The sequence below is a fragment of the Shewanella halifaxensis HAW-EB4 genome (assembly GCF_000019185.1).
Lineage (GTDB): Bacteria > Pseudomonadota > Gammaproteobacteria > Enterobacterales > Shewanellaceae > Shewanella > Shewanella halifaxensis.
This window is the reverse complement of record NC_010334.1, coordinates 2,501,001-2,518,995: the sequence shown is the minus strand read 5'-3', so window position 1 is coordinate 2,518,995 and position 17,995 is coordinate 2,501,001. Positions and strand designations below refer to the sequence as shown.

The 17,995-nt window shown below is 43.0% G+C and carries 18 protein-coding genes and 4 tRNA genes; 15 read left to right on the top strand and 7 right to left on the bottom strand.

Annotated elements, in window-relative coordinates; all coding sequences use genetic code 11:
* Positions 1-37: 37 nt before the first annotated feature.
* The gene (locus SHAL_RS10930; protein ID WP_012277181.1) at positions 38-1,462 is read right to left on the bottom strand and encodes a coniferyl aldehyde dehydrogenase; all 1,425 of its coding nucleotides are present in this window, start codon (positions 1,460-1,462) and stop codon (positions 38-40) included.
* Positions 1,463-1,751: 289 nt separating this feature from the next.
* Here SHAL_RS10930 and SHAL_RS10925 point away from each other — a divergent pair, with 289 nt between their 5' ends.
* The 6 genes from SHAL_RS10925 to SHAL_RS10900 all read left to right on the top strand — a co-directional run bounded on the left by SHAL_RS10925 (position 1,752) and on the right by SHAL_RS10900 (position 7,833).
* On the top strand, positions 1,752-2,720 hold the full coding sequence (locus SHAL_RS10925; RefSeq protein ID WP_012277180.1) for a flavin reductase family protein: 969 nt from the start codon (positions 1,752-1,754) through the stop codon (positions 2,718-2,720).
* A gap of 9 nt (positions 2,721-2,729) precedes the next feature.
* Positions 2,730-3,545, top strand: a complete 816-nt coding sequence (locus SHAL_RS10920) for a fumarylacetoacetate hydrolase family protein (protein ID WP_012277179.1) — start codon at positions 2,730-2,732, stop codon at positions 3,543-3,545.
* Positions 3,546-3,589: 44 nt separating this feature from the next.
* A complete protein-coding gene (locus SHAL_RS10915; protein WP_012277178.1) occupies positions 3,590-4,513 on the top strand; it encodes an acetaldehyde dehydrogenase (acetylating) in 924 nt (307 codons plus the stop codon).
* A gap of 9 nt (positions 4,514-4,522) precedes the next feature.
* Positions 4,523-5,545, top strand: coding sequence for a 4-hydroxy-2-oxovalerate aldolase (dmpG, locus tag SHAL_RS10910; protein ID WP_012277177.1), 1,023 nt, complete (start codon positions 4,523-4,525; stop codon positions 5,543-5,545).
* A 2-nt stretch (positions 5,546-5,547) separates the two neighbouring features.
* Complete coding sequence (locus SHAL_RS10905; protein WP_012277176.1) at positions 5,548-6,927, top strand: spinster family MFS transporter; 1,380 nt, start codon at positions 5,548-5,550, stop codon at positions 6,925-6,927.
* A gap of 126 nt (positions 6,928-7,053) precedes the next feature.
* On the top strand, positions 7,054-7,833 hold the full coding sequence (locus SHAL_RS10900; protein WP_012277175.1) for an SDR family oxidoreductase: 780 nt from the start codon (positions 7,054-7,056) through the stop codon (positions 7,831-7,833).
* 213 nt (positions 7,834-8,046) lie between these two features.
* Here SHAL_RS10900 and SHAL_RS10895 read toward each other — a convergent pair.
* Together SHAL_RS10895 and punC are read right to left on the bottom strand one after the other, a co-directional pair.
* A tRNA-Ser gene (locus SHAL_RS10895) sits at positions 8,047-8,137 on the bottom strand.
* An 89-nt stretch (positions 8,138-8,226) separates the two neighbouring features.
* Positions 8,227-9,459 (bottom strand): purine nucleoside transporter PunC, encoded by a 1,233-nt coding sequence (gene punC / locus SHAL_RS10890; RefSeq protein WP_012277174.1) that lies wholly within the window; start codon positions 9,457-9,459, stop codon positions 8,227-8,229.
* A gap of 130 nt (positions 9,460-9,589) precedes the next feature.
* Here punC and punR point away from each other — a divergent pair, with 130 nt between their 5' ends.
* The 6 genes from punR (at position 9,590) to SHAL_RS10860 (ending at position 12,750) form a co-directional block, all read left to right on the top strand.
* Positions 9,590-10,492: a DNA-binding transcriptional activator PunR gene (gene punR / locus SHAL_RS10885; RefSeq protein WP_012277173.1), complete on the top strand. Its 903-nt coding sequence runs from the start codon at positions 9,590-9,592 to the stop codon at positions 10,490-10,492.
* Between the two features lie 180 nt (positions 10,493-10,672).
* A complete protein-coding gene (locus tag SHAL_RS10880; RefSeq protein WP_041416382.1) occupies positions 10,673-11,326 on the top strand; it encodes a Bax inhibitor-1/YccA family protein in 654 nt (217 codons plus the stop codon).
* Positions 11,327-11,383: 57 nt separating this feature from the next.
* Positions 11,384-11,773: a sulfurtransferase complex subunit TusD gene (gene tusD / locus SHAL_RS10875; RefSeq protein WP_012277171.1), complete on the top strand. Its 390-nt coding sequence runs from the start codon at positions 11,384-11,386 to the stop codon at positions 11,771-11,773.
* Positions 11,774-11,781: 8 nt separating this feature from the next.
* Positions 11,782-12,138, top strand: a complete 357-nt coding sequence (gene tusC, locus SHAL_RS10870; protein WP_012277170.1) for a sulfurtransferase complex subunit TusC — start codon at positions 11,782-11,784, stop codon at positions 12,136-12,138.
* Positions 12,138-12,419, top strand: coding sequence for a sulfurtransferase complex subunit TusB (tusB, locus tag SHAL_RS10865; protein WP_012277169.1), 282 nt, complete (start codon positions 12,138-12,140; stop codon positions 12,417-12,419). The genes tusC and tusB overlap by 1 nt, the downstream gene beginning before the upstream one ends.
* A gap of 1 nt (position 12,420) precedes the next feature.
* Positions 12,421-12,750, top strand: a complete 330-nt coding sequence (locus tag SHAL_RS10860) for a TusE/DsrC/DsvC family sulfur relay protein (RefSeq protein WP_012277168.1) — start codon at positions 12,421-12,423, stop codon at positions 12,748-12,750.
* A gap of 684 nt (positions 12,751-13,434) precedes the next feature.
* On the opposite strand, the gene SHAL_RS10855 is transcribed toward SHAL_RS10860, so the two are convergent.
* From SHAL_RS10855 to SHAL_RS10845, 3 genes are all read right to left on the bottom strand, one after another.
* Positions 13,435-13,520 (bottom strand) — tRNA-Leu (locus SHAL_RS10855).
* A gap of 85 nt (positions 13,521-13,605) precedes the next feature.
* Positions 13,606-13,679: transfer RNA gene (locus tag SHAL_RS10850), tRNA-Cys, on the bottom strand.
* Positions 13,680-13,692: 13 nt separating this feature from the next.
* Positions 13,693-13,768, bottom strand: a tRNA-Gly gene (locus SHAL_RS10845).
* Positions 13,769-13,860: 92 nt separating this feature from the next.
* On the opposite strand from SHAL_RS10845, the gene SHAL_RS23255 reads away from it, so the two are divergent.
* Positions 13,861-14,037 carry a hypothetical protein gene (locus tag SHAL_RS23255; RefSeq protein ID WP_190273633.1) on the top strand — a complete coding sequence of 59 codons (177 nt, stop codon included), beginning with the start codon at positions 13,861-13,863 and terminating at the stop codon, positions 14,035-14,037.
* Between the two features lie 197 nt (positions 14,038-14,234).
* Here SHAL_RS23255 and SHAL_RS10840 read toward each other — a convergent pair whose 3' ends face one another.
* The gene (locus SHAL_RS10840; protein WP_012277167.1) at positions 14,235-15,671 is read right to left on the bottom strand and encodes a glyceraldehyde-3-phosphate dehydrogenase; all 1,437 of its coding nucleotides are present in this window, start codon (positions 15,669-15,671) and stop codon (positions 14,235-14,237) included.
* 222 nt (positions 15,672-15,893) lie between these two features.
* Between SHAL_RS10840 and SHAL_RS10835 the strand changes: the two genes are divergently transcribed.
* Together SHAL_RS10835 and gap are read left to right on the top strand one after the other, a co-directional pair.
* Entirely contained in the window at positions 15,894-16,736 is an 843-nt protein-coding gene (locus SHAL_RS10835; RefSeq protein ID WP_012277166.1) for a DUF2989 domain-containing protein, read from the top strand.
* A gap of 220 nt (positions 16,737-16,956) precedes the next feature.
* The gene (gene gap, locus SHAL_RS10830; protein ID WP_012277165.1) at positions 16,957-17,967 is read left to right on the top strand and encodes a type I glyceraldehyde-3-phosphate dehydrogenase; all 1,011 of its coding nucleotides are present in this window, start codon (positions 16,957-16,959) and stop codon (positions 17,965-17,967) included.
* The last annotated feature ends 28 nt before the right edge of the window (positions 17,968-17,995 follow it).

Here is a 17,995-nt window from a genome sequence, read left to right as displayed (position 1 = left end):
TTTTTTATTAATGTTATATAAGTAAAACGTCAGACACTTAATCTGCAGTAATTTGAGACTCCATTACAGCCTTAAAGCCTTCATGGTAAGGTGGTAGCATGCCCCATTCAGCACGAGGATCATAATCAGGCATTGTTAATACTGTCTTCATATGGCTAAACTCTAAGAAGCCTTCTTTACCATGATAATGACCTATTCCCGAACCACCAGTACCGCCAAATGGCGCATCATGCATTGCTGCATGCATTAGAGCATCATTGATAGTCACACCACCAGAGCGAGTCAAGCTTAGAACCTTTACTTGCTCTTCACTATTCTGTCCAAAGTAATACAGGGCTAACGGATTGTCTCTACTATTAATATCGTTTATTACGGTATCAATCTCTAAATAGGTTTTGATCACTACAGCTAAACCAAAAATTTCATGCTGCATAATGTCACAATCATTAGTCGGATTAACGATGATACGTAATGGTGCTCTACGAGTAATCGGATCGGCCAAGGTATCATGACTCGACTCGACTCTTGCACCTTTTGCTTTTGCCTCTTCAATGTAACTCTCAACTCGCTCAAAATGGGCTTGATTGACCATAGGGACGAGATCTTGGTTATGACTTATTGAAGGATATAAAGTCGAAAATACCTGCTTTAATGTAGTTAGTCCCTGCTCTAGATTTTCTTCATGAAGATAAATAATGTCTGGGCTCACACAAATCTGGCCACCATTAGTACCTTTAGCAATCGCTAAACGATAGCAAGCTTGGTCAATGTTTGCGCTAGCACTAATGATTGCAGGTGACTTTCCACCAAGCTCTAAGGTCACAGGGGTCAAATTTTTTGCCGCAGCAGACATTACTTTTCGTCCAATATTGGTGCTACCTGTAAACACTATATGATCAAAAGGTAGTGCTGCAAAATCAGCCCCTATCTCCGCACCGCCTGTTACTACGGTCACGATTTCTGGACTAATAAATTTAGCGAATAATTCAGCAATAGTTTGTGCGGTGCGGGGCGTCAATTCAGATGGTTTCAAAATTGCTCGATTGCCAGCACCCAGCGCACAAGCTAGAGGGCTCAATAATGTATACAAAGGTGCATTCCAGGTGCCAATAATGCCTACAGAACCTTTTGCTTGGAAGCTGACTTCAGCTTTAGCGCCTAACTGATCATAAGGAGCAAACGGTTGGCGATTTTCCGCAGCCATCCAATCCTCTAAATTATCTCGTGTATGCTTTAGTGAGCCTAATGAACCCAATACGTCGTTCATTAGTGAAAAACCTTGGCTGCGACCACCAAAATCCTCCTCCATTGCAGTCACCAAAGCGCTATGACTAGCCACTAATAAATCGATAACTTGTTGAATTCTCGCCTTACGTTCACTTGCAGTTGGGTTTGGGCTAACAAGATGCGCTTGCTTTTGCTGCGTTAATAATTGAGCGAGGCTATTTACTGGTGTTGTCATTTTGGAAGTTCCCTCTTTATTAATACGGTTGTTTGCACCTTTTTAGCGCTCTAGCTTGGTTAATTCATGGTCTGTACGGACGATGCAGCTAACGGTTATTTATTCTGTTATAGCTAGACCTCTGCGTAACTTCTTAACGTCAAAATACTGGGAGCTTCTAGCCACATTGCAATGAGCTTTTAGTCCATTAAGACGATGATTGCCTTACCTGTCAACATGATACTGATATCTATGATTGCATACCATTTAGGGTTTGCTCCGCATATTGTGCTCGACAGAGGGATAAGTAATGTCAAATCCAAATTTTGATACAAAGGCATTTCGAAATGCGCTAGGGACCTTTACCACCGGGGTTACCATTATCACAACCAAAGCTGCAGATGGCACCGAAGTCGGTTTAACCGCTAACAGCTTTAACTCTGTATCACTTGATCCGCCATTGGTACTTTGGAGTCTTGCTAAATCGGCGATGAGTGTGCCGGTTTTTAATGCAGCGGACCATTGGAACGTTCATGTGTTATCTAGTGATCAACAAGAACTATCAGGGCGATTTGCATCACGAGGCGAAGATAAGTTCTCAGGTTTATTACAAGATGAGGGGGTCAGTTCTGCTCCCTTGCTTCAGGGATGTGCTGCGCGTTTTCAATGCCGTAATGCTTTTATCCACGATGGTGGTGACCACATCATATTCATTGGTGAAGTATTGGACTTTGACCGCAATGATCAGGCGCCTCTCGCCTTCCATAGTGGACAATATGCGCTCACCGTTCCACAGCCTTGGGAAGAGGTAAACCTTAGTCAGGCTGAAGACACGCTAGCCTGCAGTTACAACGAAGATCTTCTTGGCTATCTACTGGGGCGATCACACTTTCAAATGCTCAATAAAATGCGTTCAGTATTAACTGAGCACTTATTACAAGACATCCACTTCTTCGCTCTATCAGTGCTGTCGATAAGTGACGGTCTCGAGCTGGCGCAGCTTAACACTCATATCGAATACACTGGCCGATGCGTAAGTGACGCTCAGTTGCAACATATGGTTAATAGTAATTTACTCAAAAAAACTGAACAGCGTTACTTTTTGACCGAACAGGGACGCCAAGTTTCATTCCAGCAAATTGCTCAAGCGAAAGCCATTGAAAATGAGCTAGTTGACGGTCTTAGCCAAGGTGAAATAAACGCACTAAAACTGCTGTTGAAACAAATAATTAAACGCACAGACCCGGGGCTACCCGATCTGTGGTCAAAAGTGTCTTAGGAGTACGTAATGGTCGATAAAGTAAAAGCAACAACCAATAGCTCTCTTATCGAAATGCATGCCGAAGAGTTACTTTTAGCACTCAGGAAAGGTGAAGCGATTACTCCTCTGAGTGAGCGAACGACAAGCTTAACCATCGATGATGCATACCAAATATCACGGTTATGCTTACAACAGCGTGAAAATGACGGTGAACAACTCATTGGCAAAAAAATCGGCGTGACCAGTTTAGCCGTGCAGCAAATGCTCAACGTTCACCAGCCTGATTTTGGGTTTCTGACCAACAGCATGCACTTTAACAATGGTGATTGTATCAGTTTATCAAAAGCCAAACTCATCCAGCCCAAAGCTGAAGGTGAAATAGCTTTTTGCTTAAAGGAAGATTTACACGGACCGGGGGTTACCGCTCAGGACGTCCTCGATGCCACGCTTTGGGTGGCCCCATGTTTTGAAATTGTCGATTCAAGAATCGAGGATTGGCGCATAAGTATTGTTGATACCGTTGCTGATAATGCTTCATGTGGAGTGTTCGTCATTGGTGATACCCATACTCCACCTAGAGAAATTGATCTCGCGGAGGCGCAAATGGAAATCAAAAAGAATAGTCAATTTGCCGGTTCTGGCTTAGGCAGTGCCGTTCAAGGACACCCAGCCCAAGCAGTTGCATGGTTGACAAATACACTAGGCGAGTATGGTATTCCGTTTAAAAAAGGGGAGATTATTTTATCCGGCGCACTTGCTCCGCTAATTGTGGCCCAATCAGGTGACAAATTCACCATGGAAATTGAAGGCTTGGGAAGCTGCAGCATCAGCTTTTGCGACTAACACAGATTAGACATCAGCACGGAAATAACAGAAGGAATACCGACATGACAAGTAAAATAAAATGTGCGCTGATTGGCTCTGGCAATATTGGCACCGACCTACTCTACAAATTAATGCGCAGTGATGTGCTTGAGCCTGTATGGATGGTGGGAATCGATCCGGAGTCTGATGGATTAGCTAGAGCTAAAGCCGCCGGGCTGAAGGTGACCGCAGACGGCATCAATGGCTTACTGCCGTTTGTTGAAGCCGATGAGATTAAAATCGCCTTTGATGCTACATCTGCATACGTACATGCAGAGAACTCACGAAAATTAAATGAATTAGGGGTGGTGATGATTGACTTAACCCCAGCGGCAATTGGTCCTTTTTGCGTTCCCCCGGTTAACCTTTCTCAACTCGATGAAAATGTAAAAAATATTAATATGGTCACCTGCGGCGGCCAAGCAACTATCCCAATGGTTGCTGCGGTTTCACGAGTACAAGCGGTAGAGTACGGCGAAATTGTTGCTACGGTTTCATCCCGCTCTGTAGGCCCCGGTACTCGGCAAAACATTGATGAGTTTACTCGTACAACGGCTGGCGCAGTGGAACAAATTGGTGGTGCAGAAAAAGGCAAAGCGATTATTGTCATTAACCCTGCTGAACCGCCGTTATTGATGCGAGATACCATTCACTGCCTAACAAAAGAACAACCTGATGAACAGGCAATTACAGCATCTGTCCACGAGATGATTGAACAAGTTCAACAGTATGTACCGGGTTACACACTTAAAAATGGTCCTGTATTTGATGGCCGTAAAGTCACCATATTTTTAGAAGTTGAAGGTCTTGGAGATTACTTACCAAAGTACGCAGGTAACCTCGACATAATGACCGCCGCAGCAGCAAGAACAGCAGAGATGCTAGCGTCCAAAATGCTCAATCCTGAACCCCATTACAATGTTACCCAAGAAGCGGCGCTAGCCTAGGAGTCCATGATGAATTTAACGGGAAAAAAAGTTATTTTACACGACATGTCATTAAGAGATGGCATGCATGCTCGCCAACATCAAATTACTTTGAAAGAGATGGTTGATGTAGCAACAGGACTCGATGCTGCGGGGGTACCTTTAATCGAAGTTACCCATGGTGATGGCCTTGGCGGTGCATCGCTAAATTATGGTTTCCCTGCGCACACTGATGAAGAATACTTAAGCGCCGTGATCCCTAAAATGAAGCAAGCAAAGGTTTCTGCACTGTTATTACCAGGGATCGGTACCGTCGATCATTTACGGATGGCACATCAACTTGGTGTTAATACAATCCGAGTTGCTACCCACTGTACTGAAGCCGATGTATCTGGACAGCACATTGCGTTATCAAGAGATTTAGGCCTTGATACTGTAGGATTTCTTATGATGGCTCATATGGTTAGCCCTGAGAAGTTGCTTGAGCAAGCCAAACTTATGGAGTCCTATGGCGCAAATTGTATTTACTGCACCGACTCTGCAGGTTATATGCTACCAGGAGACGTTACTTCGCATATTGAGCGATTACGGGGCGAGCTTAAAAGCGATACGCAAATTGGTTTTCATGGCCACCATAATATGGGGATGAGTATCGCCAACTCCCTTGCAGCTATTGAAGCTGGCGCCGAACGTATAGATGGTTCCGTTGCTGGTTTGGGTGCCGGAGCTGGAAACACACCATTAGAGGTATTCGTGGCCGTACTTGAACGTATGCAGGTCCACCACGGGGTTAACTTATATGACATTATGGACGTAGCAGAAGATCTCGTTACCCCAATGATGGACCAACCGATAAGAATCGACAGAGATGCGCTAACTTTAGGCTATGCTGGAGTCTATTCATCATTCTTATTGTTCGCACAAAGAGCCGAAAAAAAATATGGGGTTCCAGCAAGAGATATATTGCTTGAGCTGGGTAGACGTGGCACTGTTGGCGGCCAAGAAGATATGATTGATGATACCGCAATGAATATGGCAAGAGAGCTTGCCTAAACGTGAATAAAATTGCTGACGGTAAACCAACACAGTGGCAGCGACATGGTCTGCTACTGCTGTTGACGTTGTTTTATGGTGAAACGTTCATCGGAAGACAAATTATCGCAGTGATGATTGAGCCCATTAAATTGGAGTTTGGTACTAGCGATACACAAATGGGTTTGATGTCTGGACTGGCTTTTGCTGTTGTATTTGCAGTGCTAGGCTTACCCGCGGGTCAGTTAGCAGATAAAAAGTCACGAACAAGAATATTGGCGTTTTGCGCCTTAGCTTGGGCATTTGCAACCGCGTTATGTGGGTTTGCTGTTGGCTTTTATATGTTGGTTGCGGCGCGGATGTTAGTCGCCGTGGCTGAAGTCCCTATAGGTTCCTCTTCAATGTCTCTTATCGCCGATTTATATCCGTTAAATAAGCGTGCATTTGCCATTAGCTGTTATACCTCTGCCGCGACAATCGCCTCTATTTTGGCATTAGGCCTTGGAGCTTACCTCATAGGTCAACTGGGGTGGCGACATACTTTTTTTCTGCTCTCTATTCCCGCTCTTATACTTTCTGCTGTATTTTTCATTTTCGTAAAAGAGCCGAAAAGAGGTCAATTCAATCACAAATCTCAAGCTAACCTAACCGCAGTACAAACAGAACTAACCTCTAGCAACGGAACTTTAGCAGATACATTACGATCGCTGTGGGCACATAAACGATTTAAACTGCTCGTTTTTTCAAGTGCGATGGCAACCATGTCAGCAAATGCGTTCGGCATGTGGAATATTACGTTCATAATGCGAAGCCACCAACTCGAGTTATACAACGCAGGTTTGCTTGCAGGAGTTATCGGCGGAGGTTCTGCTGCAATCGGTATTCTTTTAGGCGGGTATTTAGCAGATAAGCGCAGCGTTCGGACCTCACCGTTACAACTACCGATTATTGGCCATATACTTGGGGTCACCTCTCTGTACTTATATCTATTATGGCCAAGTGAGCAAACCATATTAATTTTTGGACATAACGTGCCAGTTGCGATGTTTGCTTGCGCCTTAACCAGTTTCTTTTCTGTATGGTGGGTTGGTCCCTGTTTTAGTTTGCTCACCAATTTAGTCCCAGCTCATCAAAGAGCTGTTGCTATTGCATGTCAATCTATCTTAGTTTCGTTTCTCGGTATGGGAGTTGGCCCTGTTTTAGTCGGCAGCCTTAGTGATATTTTGTCTCCTAGAATGGGCGAGGAATCATTGAGGTATGCACTAATTTTCAGTAGTTTTTCGACAATTATCGCCATATTCCTTTTAATAAAGCTTAACCAAATATTTACAGCTAATGACCCTAACTATATTGACGTGAGTTCTTCGACTCAATCAAAGTTAAACCAAATTCACAGTGAATAGATCTAGTCTCTTTAAACGAGGAGACATAACTTATCACTCGGCATACTGGCTGTATCAAAATCTACCATCGCTTTAAAGTTTACTTTTTAAGCGCTAAGTATTGCTAACGATGAAAGGAGAAATAATATGCCTACTACTGCGGTAACAGGATCAGCTTCAGGCATTGGCGCTGCGGTTTGCGCTCAACTTGAAAAAGCAGGACACACCATTATCGGTATCGATCGCAAAACGGATGACAATTTCACAAGTATTGCCGCCGATCTATCCACAGCTGAAGGCCGTCAAAACGCCATAGACCTTGTATATCAACAGTCTAATGGGGTATTGGATGGATTAGTATGTTGCGCCGGTCTTGGCGTCACTGCGCCTAACTGTGGACTTATCGTTGAAGTTAATTACTTTGGCGTCACGTCTTTAGTTACTGGCCTCTATGACGCACTACGTCAAGGTGAGCAAGCTTCTGTCGTTGTTATCGGTTCTGTGGCTGCGAATCAACAAGTAGCAGCGCCGCATCCGATGGCGCTAGCCATGCTTGATAGCGATGAGGCCCTAGCAACGAAGTTAGCTAATGAAGACCAACAAGCTCACATTGCTTATGCCGCGTCAAAGTTTGCTGTAACCAGTTGGAGTCGTCAAACGGCTGTAAAATGGGGTGGCAACGGGATCCGTGTTAATGTCGTTGCACCCGGTGCGGTAGAAACACCTTTACATCAAGCTTCTAAAGACGATGCGCGTTATGGAGAAGCCGTTCGTAATTTTGTCGCACCGATTGGTCGTAATAGCGAAGCTGAAGAAATCGCTTCTGTTGTGACGTTCTTACAATCAAATCAAGCAAGTTTTATTCATGGCAGTGTGCTCTTTGTCGATGGTGGTATGGATGCAATGATGCGAGCCAATTCGTTTTAGACGCTTAACTGAATAATAGGAACCCTAGGGTTCAGTTCAGTAAACTCCAGATAGCAAGAAGCCCGCTATAAAATAGCGGGCTTCTTTATGTGTGGCGAAGGGATAGGGATTTGAACCCTATATATCGATGCTATAAACCCATTGCACTTGAACTCTGCAATCCAATATGCGAAAAAGCCCGTAGCATTTCTGCTACGGGCCTCATCTAGAATGTGGCGGAGGGATAGGGATTTGAACCCTAGATGGGCTATAAACCCATGCCGGTTTTCAAGACCGGTGCATTCGACCACTCTGCCATCCCTCCGAACGCCGCGAATAATATAGCGCTCTATTGTGCTTGTAAAGTAATAATTCTAAGAATTTATCACTTTGACCAACAACAAAGCAGTTTGACTAATTCTTGTCCTGATTGATTGCGATGCGAGCAGGATCTGGCATAACAATATTTTCGCCAACTTCTTTCCAGTTATTGTGATTACGTAGCTTGTAGCCAAGAAAGACAATAAACGAACAGATCATGATGCCCCAACCAATGGCAACTTCACCACTTGTTGCCCAAATAGCCACTAAACTTGAAGCACCAAAAGATAAGCTGATCTGTAAAAAGTTTTGTAATCCAGCGGCTTTCGCTGCGTTTTCAGGAAACTGCTGCAAGGCACCATTAACAACGATTGGGTAAATCGCACCATTACATGCAGCGAGTACCGAGAATACCGCTAGCAGCGGGAATACCGACAAGCCAGTAATCAAAATGGTTACGACAACAATACCAAGTGAACATAGACCAAATACCGATAGCAAAACCTTTAATGCGTTTTCAGCACCCACTTTACGAATGAGAGTCTTACTTGCATAACCACCTAAAACGAACATGATAGTTTGTGGAATAAAGCTCAAACCGATCGCTTTTGCGTCGAAACCGTGCTGCTCCATGACCATTGGCCAAACTGTTAAGTAAGAGAAGAACGCCGCTGAACAAGCACCAAAAATCACAACGTTACCCAAATACTTGGTGTTCTTGAAGATATTAACGTAGCTAATATCTTTCTTTTTACGATTTATCGCTTTGGTTTCACTAGGTACAAACCATACCGTCAATAAGATCATGACAACAGACATCATAGTTAGGGTAACGAAAATGCTTTCCCAGCCCATAGATTCAAGAATAAATGCACCTAAGATTGGAGCGAGAGCCGGCGATAAAGCCACAAGCGGCATAATGTTTGAAAATACACTTTGCGCCTTTGAAGCATCATACTTCTCGATAACAATTGCTTGCCAAATAACCCCAGCAGAACAAGCACCTAACGCTTGCATGAAGCGTGAAATGTTAAATACTAACATTGAGTCACTAATTGACAGTGAAAAACTAGCAACCGAAAATAATACTAATCCAAAAATGAGTGAGTTACGCTTACCGAAGCGTTCTACTAATGGACCGTATAACAATTGCCCCAGAGCCAAGCCCGCTAAAAAGAACGTCAAAGACATCGCGACTTGTGATGGTGACGCCGCCATTGTGTCTTCAATTGCTTTGAATGCAGGCAAATACATGTCGGTTGCAATAAAACCTAGCATACTTAGTAACGCTAGATAGGTAAGAAATATATAGTATTTAAGATTCATAGGAGAATTCACCAGCAAAGAATTAAATCGGGATTTATTAAAGTCGCGCAGTTTAAACACTTGCTAAACTACTGTGAAACGTTTATTTTTCACATTAGCTATCAAAAAAACTCACAGCAGGATGTGGCCTATGCTTTCAGAACAATCCCTTCAACTCATCGATATGGTCGCCCGTGTCGGTAGCTTTACCGCTGCAGCTAACAAACTGCACAAAGTGCCTTCAGCCGTAAGTTATGCGGTCAAACAGCTTGAAGAAGAGCTTGGCGTGGTTTTATTTATTAGACATCATAGAAGTGTCAGCTTAACTCCGGCAGGCGAGCACTTCGTCAAACAGTCTCGGAGCCTGTTAACAGACATAGATGCAATGCGGGCTGATACCATTCGCGTAGCTAATGGCTGGCAGCCTACACTTTCAATTGCACTCGACAATATCGTTAGAGCCGATAAGATCAGTAATTTAATCGCCGACTTCTATCGAACTTTCGATAATGTTGAGTTGATTATCCGCATCGAAGTGTTTAATGGTGTTTGGGAGTCAATAGCAACAGGACGAAGTGATATTGCTATTGGCGCAACAACTGCAATACCTGTCGGCGGGGACTTTCATTTTAGGGACATGGGTAAGATTGAATGGAATTTTCTTGTAGGCAAAAATCATCCTCTGGCCGATATTGATAGACCCATAACCGATGATGAATTGCGACAATACCCTTCTATATGCCTTGAAGACACCTCTCGCGAGATCCCTAAAAGAATGACCTGGTTACTTGAAAACCAAAGGCGTCTTGTTGTCCCAGATTGGATCCGCGCGATTAACTGTTTTAGAGAAGGCCTAGGTATTGGATACATGCCGGCTCATTTTGCATTTCCGTTTATTAAAACTGGGGCACTGATTGAGAAAGAGCTTGAGCGACCTAATCTGACCAGTCCGTGTTGCTTAGCTTGGAACGCGACCAATCAATCACCCGCTATGGCTTGGGTACTGAACTATTTAGGTGATAGTGAAAAATTACATAAAGACTGGCTTGATTAACTAAGCTTAACTTAACGCTATTTTATGCGCTAAGCGCTTTATACCTTGAGTTGGCTACTGTATGATTCAATGAGCTAACGAGCGATTAAAACTCATTTTGACGATGGGGGAACTCCTTGTTTATCTCATGTTCAAATAGATTGGCTTGAAAATTTGTCTTCGGAGAAAGATATGAAAGATATGACACAACAAACCGCGTATAGCAGTACTTCAGTTGAAGTAAACAAACTGCTTAAAAATACGTACATGCTGCTTTCTATGACCCTAGCGTTTTCTGCAGTGTGCGCAGGTTTGGCGATGGCATTAGCAATTAGCCCTATGATGTCTCTAGGCCTATCTATTGGTAGCTTAGTCCTTTTATTTGTGACACTAAGAAAAGCGGACTCTAGTGCCGGTCTTTTTTGGGTATTCGCGTTCACAGGTATGCAAGGTGCGTCGTTAGGCTACATCCTTAACCATTATGCTGGTATGGCAAATGGTCCACAGCTGATCATGCAAGCATTAGGGTTAACCTCGGTAATCTTCATTACGCTTTCAGGTTATGCGGTAACGACCAAGAAAGACTTCTCCTTCATGCGTGGTTTCCTGATCGCAGGTCTTGTGATCATGGTTGTGGGTCTGTTGGTTAACATGTTCCTTGGTAACGGCATGGTTTTCATGGCGCTTAATGCCGGTATCGCGCTGTTGATGACTGGTTTCATCCTTTACGACACGAGTCGTATTGTGAGTGGTGGTGAGACGAACTATATCCGTGCAACCATCTCTTTATACCTAGATTTCTTGAACCTATTCATCGCCCTACTGCATTTAATGGGCATCGGTAACGATGACTAATACCAATTAAATTTAATTGAGTTAAAATGGTCCTATTACAGGGCCATTTTTTTTACCATGAGCAAATTTATTATTCAGGTTAACTCTCCAGCTTACGGAAGTTCATCAAGTTACAGCGCGTATCGATTCGCAAAAGCCGCGATAGACAATGGTCACATGATTGAGAAAGTATTCTTTTATCAAGATGGTGTCCTTAACACGAATAGCCTCAATAGCCCCGCAAGTGACGAGTTTGATCTAAAGCAGGCATGGGTCGATTTACACGATAATCACGGTGTGGCCTTGATTAACTGTGTCTCTGCCGCGCTGCGCCGTGGTGTGTTATCAGAGTCAGAAGCAAAAGAAAACCAACAGTTGCACTGGAATATGCAAGCGCCATTTATTATGGGTGGCTTGGGTGAGTTGGTTACTGGTATTGAGACAGCTGACAGACTTATCTGTTTTTAGGAGCATTAGTGAAGAAACTTTGTATTATCTTTAGGCAGGCTCCTCATGGCACAGCACACGGCAGAGAGGGCCTTGATCTGTCATTGTTAAGTGCTAGTTTTGAGCAGGAAGTTAGCCTCATATTTACTGATGAAGGCTTGTTAACCTTATTAAAAAACCAAGATCCTGAGTCCATTGGCTGCAAAGATTATATCGCAACGCTCGGTGCGCTATCACTTTATGATATTGATACGGTGTTAGTTTGCCAAGAATCGATGCAAGAGCTTGGTTTACTTGAAGCTAATTTTCGCATCGCCGTTTCCATGGCAACTGCCACAGAGATTTCGACTCACTTAGCAAGTGTCGATGAGGTAATTGTTTTCTGATGATATTACATCTCATACAGGACTCCCCCGAACAGAGTTCAGCGCTAAAAGCATGCTTACGTTATGCAACCAAACAGGATTGCATTTTACTATCCGGTAATGGCGTAAACAGTTTGCTAAAGCAGACTTTGCGATCACAACTATCTGAGTATACTTGTGTTGCCTTGCAAGAAGATGTTGAAGCTCGTGGTCTAATGGGCTTTCTGAACGATATTAAACTGGTAAACTACAACGAGTTTGTAGCGCTTAGCCTTACGCACGATAAAGTAATTAGTTGGTAGAATGATAGAATTTAATGGAAAGCAGATTGAGACCGATGCTCAAGGTTATTTGAAGTCGGTAAATGATTGGACGCCTGAGTTAGCAGTCATTATCGCCAAAGAGGAAAAGATAGAGCTAACTGATGCACATTGGGAAGTGATTAACTTCGTTCGTGAATTCTATCTAGAATTTAAGACCAGTCCCGCGATCAGGGTGCTTGTAAAAGCGATAGGTCTTAAACTTGGAGCTGACAAAGGGAATTCTAAGTACCTCTATACCCTCTTCCCTGTTGGTCCAGCAAAACAGGCCACCAAGATAGCGGGCCTTCCAAAACCAGCTAAGTGTATCTAAACCAGCATCACACAATCGCCCTACATGTTAGGGCTTTTTATTCTCAGCCCTAAACCACCTACTGAAGTAGGTGATTATCATCAATGATGACTTTGCCTGAAATAAAACAAATGAAAGTTATGGAGTAGGTTATGTTTAATGGCTTATTAGCACGCTGACTTTTTGTTGAAGAGAAAGTGTCATGGAGGCTCGCTTACCGCACCCCTGAGATACACGGCTTATAAGCTCTTTTAAACATATCCACGTTAGACTCAGTGACAAAGTTAAGCTTTGCTAGAAGTGCAGTGCAAGCTTCTAAATCAGGGATGATTTGGCCCATGCTTGAATAAAAGGCCTTTAGGGATATATTTACGGCGTCTTGCTAAAGCACGATAGGAAAGCTCTTCTAGGGAGTCCGCTCCATAACAGTAAGCAAAGCCACTTTCTTCAGAAGGTGGATTCTTTACTCTGCCTTATTATCAAAGCATTATCTCGTCAGACAGACAATCAGCAAGGTTCTCTTTTCAAGGTGGGGCCCAGAGGCTGGTTTGGTCACTCTTCATAAGAAGATGGTACCCGTGGCCAGACTTGAACTAACACATCTATTCAGTGAGGCATCTGTTATAAAAAGCAAATCCCTTGTACTTTTGTCGTAAACGCAAGATACAAAAAAACCTCCGCACGTTAATGCGGAGGCTTTAATGATGGTACCCGTGGCCAGACTTGAACTGGCACGCTTATTCAGCGAGGGATTTTAAATCCCTTGTGTCTACCGATTCCACCACACGGGCAAACTCTTTGACTCTGACGATACGCACTATCGGTACTAGTACTGCAGCTCATTATGAGTGTGCTGCTCATCAAACTCTTAATTTGTGGAGGCGCGACCCGGAGTCGAACCGAGATCGACGGATTTGCAATCCGCAGCATAGCCATTCTGCCATCGCGCCACATGATTTAAATTGGAGCGACATATCGGGTTCGAACCGATGACCTATACCTTGGCAAGGTATCGCTCTACCAACTGAGCTAATGTCGCATTTCAATTTAAACTGTATTCAAGTTGTTGCTTAGTTCGCTTCCCCTTGACTACGGAATGGCATTCTACCGATTTAACGTAGAGAGTCAATCGTGAAAAAACAATTTCATGACTGTTTGGTGTTAAATTCATCAAAGCTAACAGTTTTTGTGCTGATTGGTTACGCGGCAAACAATAATGTGATTGTCTGCAGCGACAGTATTATTAAATTAGCACTTTTATTAGCTGAAGTTGAATCTGTTTTAGCGCCTTCCTCTCCCCTCTCCTAATAGCTTGATTATTATTTTATCCACGAATGAGCTGTAAAGTAGGTACGATCTCTGTCCTGCAGCAGGCTTTGGAGTTTGACTGTCGACTCATCTTACTTTTGGATGAAATTGCATATTTTGAAAGTCGGAAGTTTAAAAAGCAAAAACGCCTCTAAAAATAGAGGCGTTTTATTCGCTAAGCTTAACTCTATAACGAATTAGCCATGGGGCAATGACTGGTAGTTTAGGCCAAGCATTTTTTGCATTACGCCGACAACCTGACAGCTATAGCCAAATTCGTTGTCATACCATACATAAAGAATAGTACGGTTACCTTCAGCAATCGTTGCTTGCGAATCAATTACACCCGCATAACGAGAACCCACAAGATCACTTGATACGATTTCTGTAGAATCAGTGTAGTCGATTTGGTTTTGCAGTTCAGACTGCAATGCCATGTCTTTTAGGTACTCGTTCATGTCGTGCTTGTTCGTTTCACCCTCTAGGTTAAGGCTAATAATCGCCATAGACACATTGGGTGTTGGAACACGAATAGCATTACCTGTTAACTTACCTTCAAGTACTGGTAGCGCTTTTGAAACCGCTTTAGCCGCACCGGTTTCAGTAATAACCATGTTTAGTGGTGCACTACGTCCACGGCGATCTGCACTGTGGTAGTTATCGATAAGGTTTTGGTCATTGGTATACGAGTGAATCGTTTCAACGTGACCATTTACGATACCGTACTTATCATTTACCGCTTTAAGCACAGGCGTAATAGCGTTAGTCGTACAGCTTGCAGCCGATACAATGGTATCTTCATCAAGAATATCTGACTCGTTCACACCATAAACGATGTTCTTAATAGCACCCTTAGCAGGGGCTGTGAGCAATACTTTGCTCGCACCAGGTGACTTAAGGTGTAAGCCAAGGCCCGCTTCATCTTTCCAAATACCAGTGTTATCAACCACAAGTGCATTTGAAATACCAAATTTAGTGTAATCAACTTCATCTGGAGAGTTCGCGTAGATAACCTGAATGTAGGTACCGTTTGCGATAATTGCATTGTTCTCTTCATCAACTTCAACAGAGCCATTAAATGGACCGTGAACCGAATCTCGACGCAATAAGCTTGCACGCTTTTCTAAATCGCCAGTACGGCCACCACGAAGTACGATAGCACGTAGTCTAAGCTTGTTGCTTACACCCGTTCTTTCAATAAGCAAACGAGCGAGTAGACGACCGATACGACCAAAACCATAAAGAACGACATCTCTTGGTTGTTGCTCATCTTGATGGGTGATTGCATCTGCAAGTTCGCGGCTCATATAAGCCTCAACCTGACTTGCATCTTGATATTCGCGCCAGTAATTAACCGCTAATTTACCGATATCAACTTTACACTGTTTTACCGCTAACTTGCTTAAAGCCTCAACAAATGGAAAACTTTCACGTAGTCTTAGTTTTTCACCAACATGGCGACGCACTAAACGGTGCGATTTAATGATTTCGATTGTAGAAGCATTCAGTAGAGGTTTGCCATAGACGACCACTTCTACACCTTGGTTACGGTATAACTTACCAAGTAATGGCTGCATTGCCTCAGCCATTTCGAAACGTTCTTGCCAACTTTGTAGGTGTTTATCAGCGCTCATTAACAGATCCTTTATCTCACTTTTCTGACTTTTTTGTCTGAAATGTTTGAGTAACAAAAAGAAAAGACCAATAATCTAACGTTATATAGGGTGTCTTTCCCCATTTGGTCGGCGCCATTGTAATGAAAAGTTAGCTTTCAAGCTAGTCGGAAATTTTCCATAACAATGTAATTTTATTAGAAAAAAGTTCGTTTGGAGTCTGGTTTGAATAGAAACTTTGTAATGTTTACATCATTTTTTGCAATTAGCGCTTTTTTCGGGCTTTTGGGGTGCGAACAACCGACGAATACTCAGGTCATTTGTAACAAAAATCCTGAACTTTGTGCCGATCTTCATAAGGATAGTTGGTGTCGATTCGAAAAAGGCGACCTGATCCGCAATCGATTCAAGCTGAAAAACACTCTCGAGCCTTCTGGAAAGCTAATTTATGACCAATTATTGTACTTAGAAAACTACAATAAATGTGTAGAGTTGGCGTCAGGTGTGCAGCACATTTTACATCCAGAGCGAACGAATGATCGTGCCAGAGCCTTTGGCTTAAGTTCACAAACATTATCTGAGTTACAAGAAACGACTAAAGGAAGTAACGACCCTCATTTAGCCTACTACCACTGGTCACGCTTTAATGATCCTGAGGCCGAAGCGGTATTATTCGCAGCCGAGAGTAACGGCGCTATTACAGATGTAATGTTAAAGGCGGAGCTCGCTTCTCACTACCTAAGGCTTAATCCAACAAAATCGAAACAACTTTACGCAGAAGTGTTCGAAGGTAGTACTGAAGAAAACTTTAAAGCCGACTGGTTACTGGCTTTGGCGACCATTTATCGGCTCGAAAACAAATTTGAAATCGATTATTGGCTCTCTATGACCAACATCGAAATTACCCATGCTAATTTTACTGAAGTTCAGATGTTGGCCCTAATTAAGGGCAATAAAATTTTACAGCGTAGACTCGATAAAGATGCGTTAGAACTAGCGGAACAACTACAATCTGGAGAGTATCAAAAGAGCAAATTAAAGACGTTACTCGATAAAGACATAAGAGAAGCTCATTCACCATTATAATGTCGTGTAACTATCATTTAATGTTGGCAATAAATTTGCCAACTTATAAGTATTTTATACATTTATGCAATAAATGCTTAAAATCGCGACACGTGTAAAAAAATTACCGAAATAACGGCCATAAAGTCGCTTTTATCGTCGATATAACTTGACGATAGCTGTCAATTTGGTAATTTTACTACCAGATATATTTTTTATACATTTACCTGAGGGATATGAGATGACTATCCGAGTTGCAATTAACGGCTATGGCCGTATCGGCCGCAATGTTCTACGTGCTCTATATGAAAGCGAAAAGAACTATCCTATCAAGATTGTTGCGCTTAACGATTTAGGTGACGCTTCAATCAACGCTCATTTAACTAAGTACGATTCAGTACACGGACGCTTTAACGCCAAAGTTGAGCACACTGATGACGCTATTTTTGTTAACGAAGATAAGATCCTGACCTTCCAAGAGCGCGATCCTTCAAAGCTTCCTTGGAAAGAACTTGATATCGATGTGGTATTTGAATGTACCGGTATCTTCACTTCTAAAGAGTCTGTTCAATCTCATTTAGATGCTGGTGCAAAGAAAGTGCTTATTTCTGCTCCAGGAAAGAATGTAGATGCGACTGTTGTTTACGGCGTAAACAACGACGTTATCACCAGTGATATGACCGTAATTTCAAACGCCTCTTGTACAACTAACTGTTTAGCCCCTTTCGCTAAGCCGTTAAATGATGAGATTGGTATTGAATCTGGTTTGATGACAACAATTCATGCTTACACAAACGACCAACGTTTGTCTGACGTTTACCACACCGACTTGCGCCGTGCACGCGCTGCAGCAATGTCTATGATCCCAACACAAACAGGCGCTGCTGCCGCTGTTGGCCTTGTGGTTCCAGAGCTTGCGGGTAAATTTGACGGACTAGCCGTACGTGTACCGACTGTAAACGTTTCATTGGTCGACTTATCTTTTATCGCTGCACGCGACACGAGTGTTGAAGAGATCAATGCCATCATTGAGAAAGCCGCTTCAGTAGCACCATTAAGCGAAGTCTTGGCTGTAAACCATGAGCCATTGGTATCAATTGATTTCAACCATAACCCATTCTCTTCGAACTTTGACGCAACTCAAACTCGCGTTAATGGTCGTTTAGTAAAAGTTATGGCATGGTACGACAACGAATGGGGCTTCAGTAACCGCATGCTAGATAATGCTGTTGCACTGATGACTGCTAAGTAATTCGTCTGTTTTACTAAAAACCCAGCTT

What these genes read in the sequence shown, in the direction of transcription:
- SHAL_RS10880 (WP_041416382.1), top strand. Translation starts at nt 10,673, where the DNA reads ATGACACAACAAACCGCGTATAGCAGTACTTCAGTTGAAGTAAACAAA.
- SHAL_RS10915 (WP_012277178.1), top strand. Translation starts at nt 3,590, where the DNA reads ATGACAAGTAAAATAAAATGTGCGCTGATTGGCTCTGGCAATATTGGC.
- SHAL_RS10900 (WP_012277175.1), top strand. Translation starts at nt 7,054, where the DNA reads ATGCCTACTACTGCGGTAACAGGATCAGCTTCAGGCATTGGCGCTGCG.
- tusD (WP_012277171.1), top strand. Translation starts at nt 11,384, where the DNA reads ATGAGCAAATTTATTATTCAGGTTAACTCTCCAGCTTACGGAAGTTCA.
- SHAL_RS10860 (WP_012277168.1), top strand. Translation starts at nt 12,421, where the DNA reads ATGATAGAATTTAATGGAAAGCAGATTGAGACCGATGCTCAAGGTTAT.
- SHAL_RS10840 (WP_012277167.1), bottom strand. Translation starts at nt 15,671, where the DNA reads ATGAGCGCTGATAAACACCTACAAAGTTGGCAAGAACGTTTCGAAATG.
- punR (WP_012277173.1), top strand. Translation starts at nt 9,590, where the DNA reads ATGCTTTCAGAACAATCCCTTCAACTCATCGATATGGTCGCCCGTGTC.
- SHAL_RS10930 (WP_012277181.1), bottom strand. Translation starts at nt 1,462, where the DNA reads ATGACAACACCAGTAAATAGCCTCGCTCAATTATTAACGCAGCAAAAG.
- SHAL_RS10920 (WP_012277179.1), top strand. Translation starts at nt 2,730, where the DNA reads ATGGTCGATAAAGTAAAAGCAACAACCAATAGCTCTCTTATCGAAATG.
- tusB (WP_012277169.1), top strand. Translation starts at nt 12,138, where the DNA reads ATGATATTACATCTCATACAGGACTCCCCCGAACAGAGTTCAGCGCTA.
- SHAL_RS10925 (WP_012277180.1), top strand. Translation starts at nt 1,752, where the DNA reads ATGTCAAATCCAAATTTTGATACAAAGGCATTTCGAAATGCGCTAGGG.
- punC (WP_012277174.1), bottom strand. Translation starts at nt 9,459, where the DNA reads ATGAATCTTAAATACTATATATTTCTTACCTATCTAGCGTTACTAAGT.
- dmpG (WP_012277177.1), top strand. Translation starts at nt 4,523, where the DNA reads ATGAATTTAACGGGAAAAAAAGTTATTTTACACGACATGTCATTAAGA.
- gap (WP_012277165.1), top strand. Translation starts at nt 16,957, where the DNA reads ATGACTATCCGAGTTGCAATTAACGGCTATGGCCGTATCGGCCGCAAT.
- SHAL_RS10835 (WP_012277166.1), top strand. Translation starts at nt 15,894, where the DNA reads ATGTTTACATCATTTTTTGCAATTAGCGCTTTTTTCGGGCTTTTGGGG.